This is a genomic window from Salicibibacter cibi (genome assembly GCF_016495865.1).
Taxonomy (GTDB): domain Bacteria; phylum Bacillota; class Bacilli; order Bacillales; family Marinococcaceae; genus Salicibibacter; species Salicibibacter cibi.
In genome coordinates this window covers 3046436-3062971 of record NZ_CP054706.1, presented here as the reverse complement: position 1 = coordinate 3062971, position 16536 = coordinate 3046436, and the positions used below count along the sequence as shown (strand labels likewise).

At 43.1% G+C, this 16536-nt stretch carries 17 protein-coding genes; 15 read left to right on the top strand and 2 right to left on the bottom strand.

What is annotated here, in order from left to right; genetic code table 11:
* Nucleotides 1–310: 310 nt before the first annotated feature.
* The 4 genes from citZ to tatA (HUG20_RS15155) all read left to right on the top strand — a co-directional run bounded on the left by citZ (nt 311) and on the right by tatA (HUG20_RS15155) (nt 4493).
* The gene (gene citZ, locus HUG20_RS15170; protein ID WP_200085536.1) at nt 311–1429 is read left to right on the top strand and encodes a citrate synthase; all 1119 of its coding nucleotides are present in this window, start codon (nt 311–313) and stop codon (nt 1427–1429) included.
* Nucleotides 1430–1568: 139 nt separating this feature from the next.
* Nucleotides 1569–2831: an NADP-dependent isocitrate dehydrogenase gene (icd, locus tag HUG20_RS15165; protein WP_200085535.1), complete on the top strand. Its 1263-nt coding sequence runs from the start codon at nt 1569–1571 to the stop codon at nt 2829–2831.
* Between the two features lie 23 nt (nt 2832–2854).
* The gene (gene mdh, locus HUG20_RS15160) at nt 2855–3793 is read left to right on the top strand and encodes a malate dehydrogenase (protein WP_200085534.1); all 939 of its coding nucleotides are present in this window, start codon (nt 2855–2857) and stop codon (nt 3791–3793) included.
* A gap of 472 nt (nt 3794–4265) precedes the next feature.
* Nucleotides 4266–4493 carry a twin-arginine translocase TatA/TatE family subunit gene (tatA, locus tag HUG20_RS15155; RefSeq protein WP_200085533.1) on the top strand — a complete coding sequence of 76 codons (228 nt, stop codon included), beginning with the start codon at nt 4266–4268 and terminating at the stop codon, nt 4491–4493.
* 39 nt (nt 4494–4532) lie between these two features.
* Here tatA (HUG20_RS15155) and HUG20_RS19610 read toward each other — a convergent pair whose 3' ends face one another.
* On the bottom strand, nt 4533–4655 hold the full coding sequence (locus HUG20_RS19610; protein WP_281392431.1) for a hypothetical protein: 123 nt from the start codon (nt 4653–4655) through the stop codon (nt 4533–4535).
* A 66-nt stretch (nt 4656–4721) separates the two neighbouring features.
* Between HUG20_RS19610 and HUG20_RS15150 the strand changes: the two genes are divergently transcribed.
* Nucleotides 4722–4949, top strand: coding sequence for a hypothetical protein (locus HUG20_RS15150; protein ID WP_200085532.1), 228 nt, complete (start codon nt 4722–4724; stop codon nt 4947–4949).
* A gap of 335 nt (nt 4950–5284) precedes the next feature.
* Here HUG20_RS15150 and HUG20_RS19605 read toward each other — a convergent pair whose 3' ends face one another.
* Nucleotides 5285–5416 (bottom strand): hypothetical protein, encoded by a 132-nt coding sequence (locus tag HUG20_RS19605; RefSeq protein WP_281392430.1) that lies wholly within the window; start codon nt 5414–5416, stop codon nt 5285–5287.
* Nucleotides 5417–5761: 345 nt separating this feature from the next.
* Here HUG20_RS19605 and HUG20_RS15145 point away from each other — a divergent pair, with 345 nt between their 5' ends.
* From HUG20_RS15145 to HUG20_RS15100, 10 genes are all read left to right on the top strand, one after another.
* The gene (locus HUG20_RS15145) at nt 5762–6013 is read left to right on the top strand and encodes a hypothetical protein (RefSeq protein ID WP_200085531.1); all 252 of its coding nucleotides are present in this window, start codon (nt 5762–5764) and stop codon (nt 6011–6013) included.
* Nucleotides 6014–6172: a hypothetical protein gene (locus HUG20_RS15140; protein WP_200085530.1), complete on the top strand. Its 159-nt coding sequence runs from the start codon at nt 6014–6016 to the stop codon at nt 6170–6172.
* 429 nt (nt 6173–6601) lie between these two features.
* The gene (locus tag HUG20_RS15135; RefSeq protein ID WP_200085529.1) at nt 6602–8506 is read left to right on the top strand and encodes an alpha/beta hydrolase; all 1905 of its coding nucleotides are present in this window, start codon (nt 6602–6604) and stop codon (nt 8504–8506) included.
* Between the two features lie 178 nt (nt 8507–8684).
* On the top strand, nt 8685–9203 hold the full coding sequence (locus tag HUG20_RS15130; protein WP_200085528.1) for an IS110 family transposase: 519 nt from the start codon (nt 8685–8687) through the stop codon (nt 9201–9203).
* Nucleotides 9139–9456 (top strand): hypothetical protein, encoded by a 318-nt coding sequence (locus HUG20_RS15125; protein WP_200085527.1) that lies wholly within the window; start codon nt 9139–9141, stop codon nt 9454–9456. The genes HUG20_RS15130 and HUG20_RS15125 overlap by 65 nt, the downstream gene beginning before the upstream one ends.
* A 429-nt stretch (nt 9457–9885) precedes the next feature.
* Nucleotides 9886–11391, top strand: coding sequence for a glycerol kinase GlpK (gene glpK, locus HUG20_RS15120; RefSeq protein ID WP_200085526.1), 1506 nt, complete (start codon nt 9886–9888; stop codon nt 11389–11391).
* Between the two features lie 922 nt (nt 11392–12313).
* Nucleotides 12314–13132 (top strand): gluconate 2-dehydrogenase subunit 3 family protein, encoded by an 819-nt coding sequence (locus HUG20_RS15115; protein WP_200085525.1) that lies wholly within the window; start codon nt 12314–12316, stop codon nt 13130–13132.
* A 28-nt stretch (nt 13133–13160) separates the two neighbouring features.
* On the top strand, nt 13161–14906 hold the full coding sequence (locus HUG20_RS15110; protein ID WP_200085524.1) for a GMC family oxidoreductase: 1746 nt from the start codon (nt 13161–13163) through the stop codon (nt 14904–14906).
* A 38-nt stretch (nt 14907–14944) separates the two neighbouring features.
* Nucleotides 14945–15187 (top strand): twin-arginine translocase TatA/TatE family subunit, encoded by a 243-nt coding sequence (gene tatA / locus HUG20_RS15105; RefSeq protein WP_200085523.1) that lies wholly within the window; start codon nt 14945–14947, stop codon nt 15185–15187.
* 514 nt (nt 15188–15701) lie between these two features.
* Nucleotides 15702–16517 (top strand): gluconate 2-dehydrogenase subunit 3 family protein, encoded by an 816-nt coding sequence (locus HUG20_RS15100; RefSeq protein WP_343073184.1) that lies wholly within the window; start codon nt 15702–15704, stop codon nt 16515–16517.
* The last annotated feature ends 19 nt before the right edge of the window (nt 16518–16536 follow it).

Sequence of the window (16536 nt, the reverse complement as noted above, 5' to 3'; positions counted from 1 at the left end):
AAACTTGGCTTATCGCCAAGCCTTAATGGCGAAAGCCTTAGTTGCACTTATGCAGGAAAAAGTTTTATACTTTCTTACCTGCCAAAAAAGCATGAATCGCAATTTGTCGTAAAGAATAATGGCTATTCATTCACAAATCCTACAAAAATGTATATAATAGTGGATGGTGAAAAAACCGGCGGCAAAATGTAAAAGCGTGGCATTGGTTGTGTTAAATAGATGGACAAGCAGTTACGGTTAATGTTTACCTAGGTATCGGGAGATGTGTCCGCCGGTCATCGGATTCTCAGGTGTAAAGGAGAGGTTTTTTATGAGCCAAACGCGTGGCTTGGAAGGTATTGTAGCTACAACTTCGAGCGTAAGTTCAATTATTGACGATGTGCTCACATACCAAGGTTATCATATTGATGATCTGGCTAATTACTCGTCCTTTGAAGAAGTGGTATACTTATTATGGAATGGCAAGCTGCCGAACAAAACGGAGCTGGAGACATTCTCAAACGATTTAGTGGCTAATATGTCAGTGCCGAATGAGATATTTAATGATATGAAAGCCTATCCAATTGCTGAGGTACATCCGATGGCGGCATTACGGACAGCGGTTTCGCAATTGGGTCTTTACGACGAGGAAGCGGATGAAGTCGAAGAAGGCGCCGCAAAACGGATTGCCTTGCGCTTGCAGGCAAAGATTGCCGCGATCGTGGCCGGATTTGCAAGAATCCGAAACGGGAAAGCCCCTGTTAAACCAAAAGAAAATCTTGGCTATGCCGCAAATTTTCTTTATATGTTGAATGGCGAGGAACCGGAAGATGTTGCCGTTGATGCGATAAACAAAGCACTCGTCTTGCATGCGGATCATGAATTAAATGCATCCACATTTACGGCGCGCGTCTGTGTGGCGACATTGTCCGATTTTTACTCCGGAATCACCGCTGCCATCGGTGCATTGAAAGGTCCCTTGCATGGCGGCGCCAATGAACGTGTGATGGCGATGTTGAGCGAAGTCGGGGAAGTCAACCGCGTTGAAGATCATATTCAGGAATTGTTTGACCAAAAAGTAAAAATCATGGGATTTGGCCACCGGGTTTACAAAAACGGTGATCCGCGCGCGAAACATTTGCGTGACATGTCGAAGAAATTAACAACCATATCCGGAGAGACGAAATGGTATGACATGTCGGTGGCTATTGAGGAAAAAGTGGCCAAGGACAAAGGGTTGCTTCCGAATGTGGACTTCTATTCGGCATCTGTGTATCACAGTTTAGGCATTGACCATGATCTATTCACCCCTATTTTTGCTGTGAGCAGGACGGCAGGTTGGAACGCGCACATTCTGGAACAGTATGCCGACAACCGTCTCATTCGCCCCCGTGCGGAGTACGTCGGGCCGGACACGCAAAAATACATTCCATTGGGCGAACGTTCGTAGCGTGTGTTGATCCAGGCTTCAACTCTTATTGTAGTGCAGGGATTATGATAGCTACCAGGGCATGAAGTCATCCTTAGGTTGAAGTATCGGCGAGTTAAGCCGATGCGCGAGATTTAATTTTTTCTGGGAGGAATTTGAAATGGCTGAAAAAATTGCAGTAAATAACGGAAGATTAAATGTGCCGGACAACCCCGTCATTCCATACATTGAAGGAGACGGCACCGGTCCCGACATCTGGGCGGCAGCTTCCCGTGTCATCGATGCGGCTGTTGAGAAAGCCTATGACGGCAAGAAAAAAATCGATTGGAAAGAAATCCTCGTTGGCGGCAAATCGCACGATAAAACGGGTGAATGGCTCCCGGAAGAATCGCTAGAAACGATCCGCGAATACTTGATCGCGATTAAAGGTCCGCTTACGACGCCTATCGGCGGCGGCATCCGTTCCTTAAACGTGGCATTGCGGCAAAAACTCGACCTGTACACGTGTTTGCGCCCGGTTCGTCACTATACAGGCGTTCCTTCTCCGGTTAAACGTCCGGAAGAAGTGGACATGTCGATTTTCCGTGAAAACACCGAAGACATCTATGCGGGCATCGAGTTCCAGGAAGGCTCGGCAGAAGCGAAAAAAGTGATTGATTTTATTCAAAATGAAATGGGATCGGAAAACATTCGCTTCCCGGAGACGTCTGGCGTCGGCATTAAACCGATTTCCAAAGAGGGAACGGAACGCCTCGTTCGCGCTGCAATCCAATACGCCATTGACGAAAATCGTAAAAGCGTAACCCTCGTTCATAAAGGAAATATCATGAAGTTCACGGAAGGTGCCTTCAAAGCCTGGGGCTTTGAGCTCGCAGAGCGTGAATTCGGTGATCAAGTGTTCACTTGGCAAACCTATGACGAAATTGTGGAAAAAGAAGGCAAAGAAGCGGCAAACAAAGCACAAGACGAAGCGGAAGCAGCAGGGAAAATCATCATCAAAGAAGCGATCGCTGATATTTTCTTGCAGCAAATTCTTACGCGCCCGAAAGAACATGATGTTGTTGCGACCATGAATTTAAACGGCGACTACATCTCTGACGCTTTGGCAGCCCAAGTTGGCGGCATCGGCATCGCACCGGGCGCGAACATTAACTATGATACCGGTCATGCCATCTTTGAAGCGACACATGGAACTGCCCCTAAATACGCGGGACAGGATAAAGTGAATCCATCATCGTTAATTTTATCCGGAGAATTGTTGCTCCGCCATCTTGGTTGGAATGAAGCTGCAGAACTCATCACCCAATCTATGGATGCGACCATTGGCAACAAAGTTGTCACGTATGATTTTGCCCGGTTAATGGATAACGCAACAGAAGTGAAATGCTCCGGGTTTGCGGATGAACTCATCAAGAACATGTAAGGATCCCCAAGGAGGCAGATCTAATGACGATTAAACGTAGAAAAGTATCTGTGATCGGCGGCGGCTTTACAGGCGCTACAACGGCCCTTAATGTTGCGCAACAAGAACTGGCAGACGTTGTCCTAGTGGACGTTCCGGATAAAGAGGGCCCAACGCAGGGGAAAGCTCTCGATATGCTTGAATCCACCCCTGTCGTAGGCGCAGATGTGAATGTGACCGGAACTTCCGATTACAAGGACACGGAGGGCTCTGATGTCGTAGTTATTACCGCAGGCATCGCCCGGAAACCGGGCATGAGCCGGGATGATCTCGTAAATACAAATGCCGGCATCATGAAATCTGTTACCGAGCAAATTGTAAAGCATTCACCTGATACGTACATTATCGTACTGACAAACCCTGCGGATGCGATGACATATGCAGTTTACCAGGCATCCGGCTTACCGAAAAACAGGGTGATCGGTCAATCAGGCGTTTTGGATACGGCTCGTTTCCGTGCGTTTATTGCCCAGGAATTAAGCCTGTCGGTGGAAGATGTGCAAGGTTTTGTGCTCGGAGGCCATGGCGACGACATGGTACCGCTGATTCGTTACTCAAGCGTTGGCGGTGTACCGTTAACGGACTTGATATCCCAAGACCGTATCGATAAAATCATTGAGCGCACACGCAAAGGTGGCGGAGAAATTGTTTCGCTGCTTGGCGACGGAAGCGCCTATTACGCGCCGGCCGCTGCATTAACGCAAATGGTTGAATCGATCATTAAAGACAAAAAACGTATATTACCGACGATTGCTTATCTCGAAGGCGAATATGGCTACAATGATCTTTATCTTGGTGTCCCGACCGTCCTCGGAGGGGACGGCGTCGAGCGAGTCATCGAACTGAATCTTACGGAAGAAGAAAAACAGGACCTCTCCACATCCGTGGATTCCGTAAAAAATGTCATGAAACTGTTGAAGTAAATGATGAAAGGCTGAACGTACTACGCGTTCAGTCTTTTGACATTCAATGAGGCCGATAAACGCGCATCATCATCGGGATAAAAATTTTGCATATGGGAAAGCATAAGCTGTGTTCCGGCGTTAACCTCCGATTTGGGAAAAGCCTTCAAGGTAAAGTCAAAGTACAACAATTGCAGGCGGAAAACAGTGTGTGTTAGGGGCCTAAATCGGGGTGTGAAGCCGAAAAAAGTAATCCAACCGCACGCGTTGGAACGTGAATCGCACCGTGAAGTCGAAAAAAGCGTTCCAACCACAGCTGCTGGACTGCGGATCGAAATGATTGATTGGACGTTGACGTTATCCTGGGAAAAGCCTTCCCTCTTATGGAAGTTTCCCTTTATGTGTGATACGATAGATGGAAAGTATAGTACATTCTTTTATGGTCATACTAAGCAGTAAAGATACAGCCTATGTTGAAAAAGGAGGAAACATTGTGCTTCCAAATATTGGCATTCCCAGTCTCATCCTCATCCTTTTAATCGCTCTCTTGATTTTTGGACCGAAAAAATTACCGGAAATCGGCGGCGCTTTCGGGAAAACACTGAATGAATTCAAAAAATCCACCTCGCAGATGATGGAAGATGACCCACCCGAATCGGAAAGAAAAGAAATCAATGAGGAAACGACGACCACGACGTCCGAATCCCAGAATCAGTCGTAAATCGAATATAATTAGGGATTGCTGAACAACTTGCAGTTATCAGCTGAAGCCGGGATGCCGCTTCCATGGCTTCGCTTTCCGCGGACGAACGGTCAAGCCTCCTCGCGCAAAACCGGCGCTGCGGGGCTTGACGCGTCCGTTTTTCCGCTGGAGTCTCGCCATTGCAGCACCGTCCCTCCGTACGTTGCCAGAAGTGCAAGGGTTTTTTTGCTTATAGGATGGATTTCCTTGCATCCAGCTTTGACAACACCAACGGAAAATGCTTATGTGCCAGTCTTTTTCCGTTATTCAGCAGTCCCTAATTATTTACAACCATCGCTTGCGGGCGGTGGTTTTGCATATGCCGAAGTCATGCAAACACATCTGTCAAATCTGCTCCACTTCAAATATCTCGGAACGTACCGTTTGGTGGGCATTCTTTATATAGGATTTGGTGTTTATAGGAAGGGGGATTAAGTTGTAGATGAAGTCATCAATTAATTCAAATCTCTGTTCCGATTATTCCGTTAACTCCAGAAATTCTTCATAAGTCCACCAATTGCCCGAAGAACGGTATTTTGCTCGTTCTTCAATGATAGTATTTTCGTCAATGCAGGGGGAGGTTCTGGAAATGTCCTCCCCGCTTTTCGTTACGATGATCTCTTCATTGGCACCCACGTATTTTAAGTATTTTTCGATTTCGCACTTTGGTTGAGGGCACCCTCACCTTTCCAGTATCTTTTCTTAGCTAATGCATTTAATATTGTTAGACATTTTTAGCTAATTAGGGAATGCTGAACAACTTGCAGCTATCAGCTGAAGCCGGGATGTCGCTTCCATGGCTTCGCTTTCCGCGGACGAACGGTCAAGCCTCCTCGCGCAAAACCGGCGCTGCGGGGTCTTGACGCGTCCGTTTTTCCGCTGGAGTCTCGCCATTGCAGCACCGTCCCTCCGTACGTTGCCAGAAGTGCAAGGGTTTTTTTGTTTATAGGATGGATTTCCTTGCATCCAGCTTCGACAACACCAACGGAAAATGCTTATGTGCCAGTCTTTTTCCGTTATTCAGCAGTCTCTAATTAATCAACTTAGCTTAATAAATTAGATAAATGGCTAACAATAGTGGGCGGTTCCTTCGTGCTCGTCTAGCCGAATTTCGAAAATCAAGCAGCATTCTTCATTTTAATCCTGATCATTTGATTTAGCTAATTGGTTGTGAACAGATCGCTGGTTTATTTAAAATGTTGTATAATAAAGATAAAGTCCGAAACTTTCTTCCAGGAGATGATTGTATGAAGAAGCTTGAAGGTCAAATTGCGGAAATAATGAAAGGAATCATCCACGATGGTGACACGGTTATTGAAATAGATGGAAAGAAATATTACCTATATCTAAGTGAAGAACCAGAAACAACGGTTGCAGAAGATGTTGAAGCAGATCCGGAACTAAAACAAAAATTACTTCAAGCAAAAAAGGATATATTGGATGGAAAAACTTATACGACAGAAGAAGTTATGAAAATGATTGATCAGGGAGAAGTTTAAATGAAGTTAGAATGGACTGAGCAATCATTAGTAGGCTTTCGCAATATTCGCAGTCGCCACTTTACTTGGATTGAAACAAAGGAATACAAAAAACGTTTGCTCAAAAACATTAAAGAAAAAGTCTCTCTCTTAGGTACAAGCGTACCAGTCGGAAAATGATGGATGGGAAGGCAGTTATAAAATCATCATTGATCAATTTATTGTTTATTATTCGTTTTAAGAGGATCGAGAAACATGTTATATAGAATACTTTAAACACTCGAGCCAGCACAGATGAAGTTGGAAACAAAGTATGGATGACCTTGACGTAGTTTATTGTGTGTTGACAAATTCATTACAAAAAGTTACTATATTTTTGACAAGTTAACTATGGTTGAGATGTTGAGAGACCTATACTTTTTTAAGCCTTTGCATTTTAAAAGTGCTTATTAAAGTATAGGTTTTTTTTGGCATTTAGAAAGGAGGTCTTGATTGCTATAGTTGAAAACGCTTCAAATAGGGGTTCTGATCCAGTAATAATCTACTATTCAGCGACTCCTATCTTTCCAAATATCTTATTTTGTGTCACGACTCAAAGGAGAATACTAAATGAAAAAGAATAAGGTCAAAATTATATTTGTTTTATCCATTGTTCTAATGGCAGTGGGCTCTTTATCAGCTAGCATGTTTCATAGTGATAATGGAGAAATTGATATATCAGATGTTAATATTGTTACAGAGGATGGTGCCGAGCTTAGAGCGATGCTTTATGTGCCCGAATCTGCAACTGACAGCGAATCTGTCCCTGCAGTAGTAGCCGCTCATGGTTACAATAATACAGCGGAAATGCAATCTACTAACGCCATCGAATTAGCGCGTCGCGGCATGGTTGTCATTTCCCCGGATGCGTATGGTCACGGATTATCTACATTTCCTGACGATGACATAAACAATGGGATTGTGAATGATCAGGGTGTCTATTCTGCTCTACAATATCTTGGTACACTTCCTTATGTAGATGTTGATAGAATAGGTATGGTTGGTCACTCAATGGGTGGAGACAACTTACAATTTGCTGCACTTCAAGCATTTGAAAAACAAGAAAATGATCCATCAATTGTCACCCCCAATGCATTACTCCCTACCTCACAATCATTTTTGGTAAATGAAGAGAACGAGGAGCTTATGTATTCTGATTACCCCGTTAATTTGGGCGTGGTATTTGGTCAATATGATGAATGGACTGAAGGCATGTGGGACGTAGAGAAAGGAAGCGACATTAATATCACGTCAACTGCAGAGGCAGGAATGGGATTCACCGGAGCGGAATATGGCGCTTATTATCATTACGGTGACGAGGGTGAAATTGATCGCTCCTCAGCAATTCAAGCAGCTGACGACAACAATTTACGGGTTATTTATCAACCTTCAATCAATCATCCTAGAATGACAGATTCCCATCAAGCTGCGAATGATATTATAGATTTTTTTGACATAACATTACTGCAAGGTGAAGATTCTGTTACAAATCAAGTTTGGCATTGGAAGGAGATCTCGACAGGTGTTGCACTGATAGGTTTCTTTTTGTTTATTCCTACTTTTGGTCTGTTATTATTAAAACTCCCTTTCTTTAATACGATTATCAGGCCTGAACCTAGTTCACTTAGTATAATAAGTAATACTAAGTCGAAACTAACCTATTGGTTATTATTGCTTGTAGGTTTAATACCTACTCCATTTATTTATATGTGGGCAATGGGTTATCCTATTGGTATGAAGCCGTTGGACCGTTATATTCCGACAATATTCCCGGTAAATGACATCTTTCCAATGCCTGTAATGAACGGTCTTGTAATATTTAATATCGTTAGTGGAATTATAGCACTTGGTTTATTTATTGCGACATTTTATTTTATCGCCAGGAAAAACGGCTCGAAATTAAAAGATATAGGCGTTCAACTTCCATTGATTCAAGTTTTTAAATCATTGATTTTGGCCGTTATTGTTTTTGCAAGTGCCTATGTATTTCTATCGCTAGCAAACTATTGGTTTCTTACTGATTTCAGATTTTATGTACTAAGTTTGAAAACGATCACCCCTGAAAAAGTCGGGATGTTGCTTGTTTATTTACCATTTTTCGCTTTTTATTTCATCATCAGCAGTCTTACTTTTAACCTTTCAACGAGAATAAAAGGTGCTAAAGAATGGAAAAATGTAGGGCTAATTTTAATAGCCAGTTGTGCCAGCTTGGTCATCTTTTCATTTTTAGACTATCTGGCATTATATACGACAGGTGTCAAGTTATTCCCAGCAGTCCCTTACCCGGAAGGTACAACTTCTGCACTTGCAGGGGTGATACTCTTTGGACTACTATTCATCCTGCCGATTGCAGCATTGTACGCAAGAATATTCTTTAAGGAAACTGGTTCTATCTGGGTAGGTGGATTCATTAATTCATTTATCGTTACTTTTTTTGCTCTATCCAATACGGTGGTTGCTGCTGGAAGTCTGTGATCCAATTGTTGACAGTGGTTTTGGGTTAGTTTTGTATGTACTGCTTTTAGGATAAAAAAGCATTCCTGTTAGGGGGAATTTTGAGCTTTGAACACAAAAGAGCCCCCTTGGTATAGTACGGAGTGTCTGATGATCACTCATCGACCTCTAAATTGATAACTACCAAGGAGGACTCATCATGAATGATACACAAAATGAAAAGCTCGCTCAAATCACCCCTGAAACACTCATCATTGACGTCGACATTGCCAAGAACAAATATGTTGCTCGTGCCATTGATGATCGCGGCTTCGAGTTTGGGAAGCGCGTCGCGTTCTCTAACGATCGTGATGGCTTTGAAAAGTTTCTACGCTGGGTTGAAGATCATCAAGCGAACCATCAAAAAACGCACATGGTGGTAGGCATGGAGCCCACCGGCCACTACTGGTTTAGCTTGGCGGATTATCTTGACTCGTGCGGCCATCAGCTGGTGTTGGTCAATCCCATGCACGTCAAACGTCTCAAGGAAATCGATGATCATTCACCAAGTAAAAATGACACGAAAGATGCGATGGTGATCGCTAAACAGGTGAAAGACGGGCGATACTCTCCCCCAACCTTTCTCCCCCAAGCTATTGCGGGAATGACACATCGTGGAAGCATGGAAAGCGCACACGCAGCGACACACAGGATTCGCCCGTGCCCAAAAGCTACATGAAGCTGCTAAAAAAAGTGTCGGCATCACCGAAGGACTTCGCTTTGCCCGCCAGAAATTAGACGCGTTACTGGATCAGTATGATCTTTATGCCCGGCAACTCGAGCCATTGGAAGCGCAATTGACCGAACAGCTCGAGCATCTCCCTGGCGCCGAACAAATAAGGGAGATCAAAGGCTTAGGTGATATGACGATTGCCGCTTTCTTTGCCGAGGTTGGGGAGTATCGGAGGTGCGCCCAAGCGCAAGCCGCGTAATTAAGGCAGAAAGCAACTCAACCATCTCTTGTGACGTCTTGTCAATGATAGACAAACACCAACAGTGCCGAGGCGGCGTCCATTTTATCCATTCCGGGTTTAGACCCAGCAAAGGAGCATAGCCGCCCCCACCACATGGATACGCCGGACGAAGGAATGTGTGGATCATCAACCATCCAGAGATAGATGGGAGGTTAAGCGACCATCTATGACGTGGGCGAATGTAAACGCACGGTTATCCTAATTTACCCAACCCCTAGGGGTTGGGTAAGAGGATGGATTTCTTATTGAATATAATTCCTTTTGTTCAATAATATTCATCTAGCGAAGGGCGCACTCTGGTGCTACAAAATCCTAAGGGCATGAAATTCTAAGAAATCAAGAGCATATGGAAGAATATTTAATTAAAAAGAGGGAGGAGGAAATCTCATGGAAAAAAAACACATTCTAGCGATTGATCAAGGGACGACAAGCACACGGGCGATTTTGTTTGACGGAGAAGGTCAGGAAGTCCACTCGGTACAAAGAGAATTTACACAGCATTTTCCAAAGCCCGGTTGGGTGGAGCATGACGCGAATGAAATTTGGGGTTCTGTCCTTGCGGTTATCGCCGGTCTTTTTACAGAAGTGGACATTCAACCGGATGAAATCGCCGGTATTGGGATTACGAATCAGCGGGAGACAACGGTTGTCTGGGATAAACATACGGGTCGGCCGATTTACCATGCGCTCGTGTGGCAGTCCCGGCAAACAGAACCGATTGTGGATCATTTGAAGGAAAAGGAATTCAATGAAACGTTTAGACAGAAAACAGGTCTTTTGCTCGATCCTTATTTTTCGGGAACAAAAGTAAAATGGCTGCTCGATAATGTCGATGGCGCCCGAGAAAAAGCAGAGAATGGAGATCTGTTATTCGGTACCATTGATACGTGGCTTATTTGGAAGCTAAGCGGAGGCGTGGCACACGTGACGGACTATACGAACGCCGGGCGTACGCTTATGTTTAATATTCATAACTTGCAATGGGATGAAGAACTTCTCGATATTTTAGACGTGCCGAAAAATATGCTCCCTGAAGTGAAATCTTCGTCGGAAGTATATGCGGACACCGTTGATTACCATTTTTTTGGCTCGAAAGTGCCGATTGCTGGCGTAGCCGGAGATCAGCACGCGGCTTTATTCGGGCAGGCATGTTTTGAAAAAGGGACAGTGAAAAATACGTACGGCACGGGTTGCTTCATTTTGATGAACACGGGTGAAGAGGCAGTCACGTCCGAGAACGGGTTGTTGACGACGATCGCCTGGGGGATCGATGGAAAAGTCGAGTATGCGTTGGAAGGCAGTATTTTCGTAGCGGGCTCTGCCGTGCAATGGCTGCGGGATGGCATAAATATGATTGAACATTCGCCGGATAGTGAGGATTTTGCTATGCGTGTACCTTCGTCTGAAGGTGTATATTTTGTGCCTGCTTTCGTGGGGTTAGGCACCCCTTATTGGGACAGTGCCGCACGTGGAGCGATGTTCGGGATTACGAGGGGAACGGAAAAAGCGCATATCGTCCGGGCAACCCTGGAATCTTTGGCCTATCAAACGAAAGATGTCATGGCAGCGATGGAAAAAGACGCAGGCATCCCCTCGACAAAGTTGCGCGTGGACGGCGGTGCCGCTGAAAACAATTTCCTCATGCAATTCCAGAGTGACCTCCTTAATGCACCGGTAGAACGGCCGACCATCAGTGAAACAACAGCCTTGGGGGCTGCTTATTTGGCAGGTTTAGCAGTCGGTATCTGGAAAAGCAAAGAAGACATCGCGAATAAATGGAAAGTGGATCGATCATTTGAACCGGCCATGGAAGAATCGGAGCGTAGAGAACTGTATGATGGTTGGAAAAAAGCCGTGGAAGCGACGATGGTGTTTAAGCCGGAGAAACCATGATGTATAAAAAAGAAGACCATAGAGGTGGCTGAACTTAGTTTCAAAGTCGCCCTATGGTTTTTTACGGATTCTGACAAGTGTCATATCATTGTAATAAAATCATAATATTAAGTAAATTGGCAATCAGGTAATGGCGCGATATAGCACTGAACGATTGAGAAAGGGGTGTCGACAATGGCAGAGAATAATACGAATCCAGAAAATCATAACAATGAAGAAAAGTCGAAGGAAGGAATTAGCCGTCGGGCGTTTATTAAGAATACTAGCCTAAGTATGGGAGTTTGCTCGACTGGGTTTTAGCCAATAAAAGTAATGATACTAATATTAGGATTATTTTTTGGATAACTTGATTGTTTTTCTCATCGTTTATTCATTTCTGATCGGCTCGAGAGCCATTCATTTTGAAATGATGATTATCGCGCAGCAGTCATTCTTTTCTTGATGACAACGTTATCGATTTGATTTACTTTGTTGTTTCATCGCCATGATGTTTTTGAGATCTTTGGGTGAATAATTGGAACAGATGTTTATTTTTAAATTATTGATTTTTTATCTGACGTCTTTCTTATTACACCACTCATATTACTATATGAGCTTGGCATATATGTTTCTTAAATCGTGCATCATAAAAAAGCAATACCATGGCTGAAGAACACATACGATCTCCTCAGAACTAATGAAAATGAGTGTGACACAAGTGGCATATCATTGCAATACGATCATAGTAGTAAATAATAAAACGGCAAAAAGATAACAGGTAGATAAATTATGTATCTATTATGAAAATGAATTGTTCAAGCGTAGATACAATGATGAGTGTTACCCAGATAAAGAAAGGAGTGGATCACCACTTCAAGGAAGCAATACCCATATGAATATGTTAGAAAAATAGCCGTTAATAACCTACGGGGAGGGAGAAAATATGGCGGAAAAAAATGATGATAAACAGACAGATGTTAATCAGTCGTTATCGAATAGTGATGAAACAACTAATTCATCTTCAAATGAAGGAATCAGTCGACGTACATTTATTAAAAATACGGGACTCGTAGCCGGAGGAGTTGTCGGCGGAGGAGTTTTAGGCGGAGTTCTTGGAAACCAATGGTTTGCCGGAACAGACACTGAGACAGCTGGAGAAGCTGAAACAGATGGCGAGTCTAATAATTTTCAAGAAGCTAGAATGTTTTTCAGCCGGGATGAAGATTTTAATATTTTAAATGCGGCTGTCGAACGAATTTTCCCCGAAGATGAAAATGGTCCCGGGGCGATTGCCTTAGGTGTTCCATATTTTATTGATAAACAGTTGGCAGGGAGTTGGGGTTTAAACGCAAAAGAGTATATGCGTGGTCCCTTTCAAGAAGGTGAACCTGAACAAGGATATCAATCGAGAATGAGAAGAAATGAGCTCTTTATTGTAGGGCTCAGAAGGATCAATGAAGTTAGTGAAGAGCAATGGCAAGAAAAATTTGTTGATATAGAAATAGAACAGCAAGATGAAGTTTTGATGGCTTTTGATAATGGGGATGTGGAGATGAAAGGAGCCTCATCCGCACTATTTTTTTCATTGCTTAGAAATGTAACGCTTGAAGGTGTATATTCTGATCCTCTTTACGGGGGAAATAGAAATATGGAGGGTTGGCGCATGAAGGAATACCCAGGTGCTCAGCCTGCTTATATCAATGTCATTGAAGATGAAGAATTTATAGAAACGGAACCTCTGAGTCTTAGAGACCATCATTAGGCTACTAACAATTCTTTGGAGGGATAAAATGCCAGAACAATTAGATAAAGTTGAAGTCCTTGTCGTAGGGAGCGGTTGGGCTGGTGGTATCGTGAGTGCCGAAATGGCCAAAGAAGGTTATGACGTTGTCTGTTTAGAACGAGGGGAAGAAAAATCTGTGGAAGATTATATGCATGTGAAAGATGAATTACGTTTTACATCGCGTCATGAAATGATGCAAGACTTATCTAGTGAAACGGTCACTTCACGGCATAAACGAAACATTACGGCCTTGCCGGTACGAATGCAAGATGACATGAATGTAGGTAATGATGTAGGCGGAGGGAGTGTCCATTGGTCAGGGGTGACTTTTCGATTCCTGCCTTATGATTTTGAGATCCACACCCAAACTGTTGATCGCTACGGTGAGGAGAAAATCCCTGAAGGGATGACTATCCAAGATTGGGGCATTTCTTATGAAGAACTTGAGCCTTATTATGATCGTTTTGAAAAAACGGCAGGAATATCCGGTGAACCTAATCCGCTAGGTCCTGATCGTTCTGATGATTATCCTAATCCTCCAATGGTTGAAACCCCTAATATTCGATTATTTAGAGATGCAGCTGAAAATCTCGGCAATCACACATATATGCTTCCTGCAGCCAATAGCACGACAAATTATGAAAATCCCGACGGACAGAACGTTGCTCAATGTCAGTATTGTGCTTTTTGCAGTGCTTATGGATGCGATTATGGCGCAAAAGGAGATCCTATTGTAACAGTACTTGCTACCGCTGAGGAAACCGGGAACTTTGAATTACGAGCAAAATCCAATGTGCGTCGTGTAAATTACGATGGAGAAAAAGCGACGGGTGTGATCTATGAGGATGCGACTACCGGTATTGAGTATGAACAACCGGCTGATGTTGTTGTTCTTGGCGCCTTCACGTTTACCAATACACGCCTTTTACTGCTGTCTGAAATCGGTACTCCATATAATCCTGACACTGTGGAGGGTGTCATCGGCAAAAACTTTACTGGACATTTTTTGAGCAAATATGGTGCAGTAGCTTTTTTTAACGATCGAAAGTTTAACCTCCATATGGGTGCTGGAGCTTTAGGTGCGGGGTTTGATGATTATGCTGGAGATTATATTGATCACACAGATCTGGATTTTTTGCATGGAGGAGAAGTAGAAATTCGACAGTATGGCGACGGACCGATCGATAACAATGCAGTTCCAGAAGGGACGCCAAATTGGGGACAGGAATTTAAAGAGAAATCATTGTATTATACAAACCGAAATTTGAGAGTCCATTTTCAAGTGGGGACACTTCCGTGGAGTTTTAATTATCTGGATCTCGATCCAACCTACAAGGATCAATATGGAGATCCGCTTCTTCGTGTGACAAATGAATATACCGATCAAGATCGTAATCTAATGAGCTATGGTGTAGAGGTATGTCGAGAAGTTGCTGAAGAAATGGGGGCGGATATTGTAGATGCAGAAGAAATTTCCGAAGAATTTGATAATACTTTCACAGGAGGACATTATGCCGGAGGGGTAATAATGGGTGATGATCCGGAAACTTCTGCCGTCAATAACTATTTACAAATGTGGGACGCAGAAAATCTGTTTGTCGTAGGAGCATCTGCGTTTCCACACTTCGGAAATTATAATCCAACAGGTACAGTAGGAGCTCTAGCTTATCGTGCAGCGGAAGGCATTGAGGAATATTTGAACAATGGTGGAGGTCAATTAGTGAGCAGTAAGAATTCGACGCAGAAAGCTTAATATTTGGTAGATTTTTATAAAGAAAGTGGGCGAATGATATGGGTGGTGTAGGAACGATTGGCATACCCGGGTTAATCCTTATATTGTTAATAGCGTTACTGATTTTTGGTCCCAAAAAATTGCCACAGATTGGTTCTGCTTTTGGTGAAACATTATCGGCTTTTAAGAAATCCACCAACCAGATCATGGATGATGTGAATCTACAGGGTGATGAGGAAGAAGAGGCAAAAAAAGAGGAATCTCATGAAGCCAAGGAATCAGAGAGTACACAAAAAGAATAAGTATCGTTAATGAATTCAAAGATGGGAACAGGAGTAAGCGGATAGATAATGAGAAATAGTAAAAGTTAAAAATATATCAAAGATAATAAACAATGATAGTTAATTCCGTGGCATGGTTATTCGCATATTCCTGTTTCTAGCTGTTGCCCCTGTTGTTTTGATTCTTTATCTGATGTCTTTCTTAAACTACTCATATTGCTATATGATTTTTGCATACATGTTTCTCAAATCGTGCGTTAGAAAAAAGCAACACCATGGTTGAAGAATACATATGATCTCTTCAGAGAATGGGTTTAAGACAAGTGGCATATCGTTGCAATACGATCATAATAGTAAATAATAAAGCGGTAAATAGATAATGGTCAGGGAAATTAAACATTGTGACGCTTGTTGCGAAAGTTAACTAAATGAAAGAAGGGAGTGGATCAATGCCCATTCAAGGAAGCAATACACATATTAATATGTTAGAAAAATAGCCGTTAATAACCAAAGCTATCGGGAGGGAGAAAATATGGTGGAAAAAAATGATGATAAACAGACAGATGTCAATCAGTCATCATCGAATAGGGATGAAACAGCTGCTGCATCTTCAAATGAAGGAATCAGCCGACGTACATTTATTAAAAATACGGGACTCGTAGCAGGAGGAGTTGTCGGCGGAGGAGTTCTAGGCGGAGTTCTTGGAAACCAATGGTTTGCCGGAACAGACACTGAGACAGCTGGAGAGGCTGAAACAGACGGCGAGTCTAATAATTTTCAAGAAGCTAGAATGTTTTTTAAACGTCCGGAAGATTTTCAAGTACTTAGTGCAGCAGTGGAGCGTATTTATCCTGAAGATGATATTGGACCTGGCGCAATCGCTTTAGGTGTTCCATATTTTATTGATAAACAACTGGCGGGGGAGTATGGTTTTAACGCACGTGATTATATGCAAGGTCCATTTTATGAGGGGGCACCCACTCAAGGAAATCAAAGCTCGATGAACCGTCGAGATGTTTTTTTGCAGGGAGTCCGGTTGATTCAGTCCATCGCTAACGAAAATTTCAATACAGCTTTTTTTGACCTCGAAGGAGAGCAACAAGACGAAATCTTGGAAGCATTTGAGAATGGGGAACCAGAAATGCCAGGTATGGATTCGGCGGCTTTCTTTGAGGTTTTGCGTGATGCGACATTAAGAGGCGCATACTCTGATCCTGTGTACGGTGGCAATCAAAATATGGATGGCTGGCGCATGAAGGAATATCCAGGTCCTCAAATGGCGTATATTCACATGATTGAAGATGATGAATATCAGGATATGGAACCGGTAAGTTTACATGATCACAATTAATTTTCGAACAAGGGAGGCT